At 75.4% G+C, this 301-nt stretch carries 1 pseudogene; it reads right to left on the bottom strand.

The features are described from left to right. A pseudogene (locus tag JHD82_RS30215) lies at positions 1-301 on the bottom strand (hypothetical protein); the annotation flags it as partial.

Genomic DNA, 301 nt, shown 5'->3' with positions numbered 1-301 from the left:
CCCCCCCCCCCCCCCCCCCCCCCCCCCCCCCCCCCCCCCCCCCCCCCCCCCCCCCCCCCCCCCCCCCCCCCCCCCCCCCCCCCCCCCCCCCCCCCCCCCCCCGTTTTCAAGCAGAAGACGGCATACGCGATCAACGTCAGCGTCTCGTGGGCTCGGAGATGTGTATAAGAGACAGCCCTGGGTCCAGGCGTAGTTCAACTGCAGGTGATCGGGGCGCACTGCCAGGAAGACCACGTCCGTGCCCTCGGGCAGGCTGGGCTGGGGTGGCCAGATGGCCTGGACCTGGCAGCCTATGCGCTGC

It is taken from the genome of Delftia sp. ASV31, from assembly GCF_016428765.1.
GTDB classification, from domain to species: domain Bacteria; phylum Pseudomonadota; class Gammaproteobacteria; order Burkholderiales; family Burkholderiaceae_C; genus Comamonas; species Comamonas acidovorans.
Note: the sequence above shows the minus strand (reverse complement) of the source record. Positions and strands in the feature narration are given on the sequence as shown.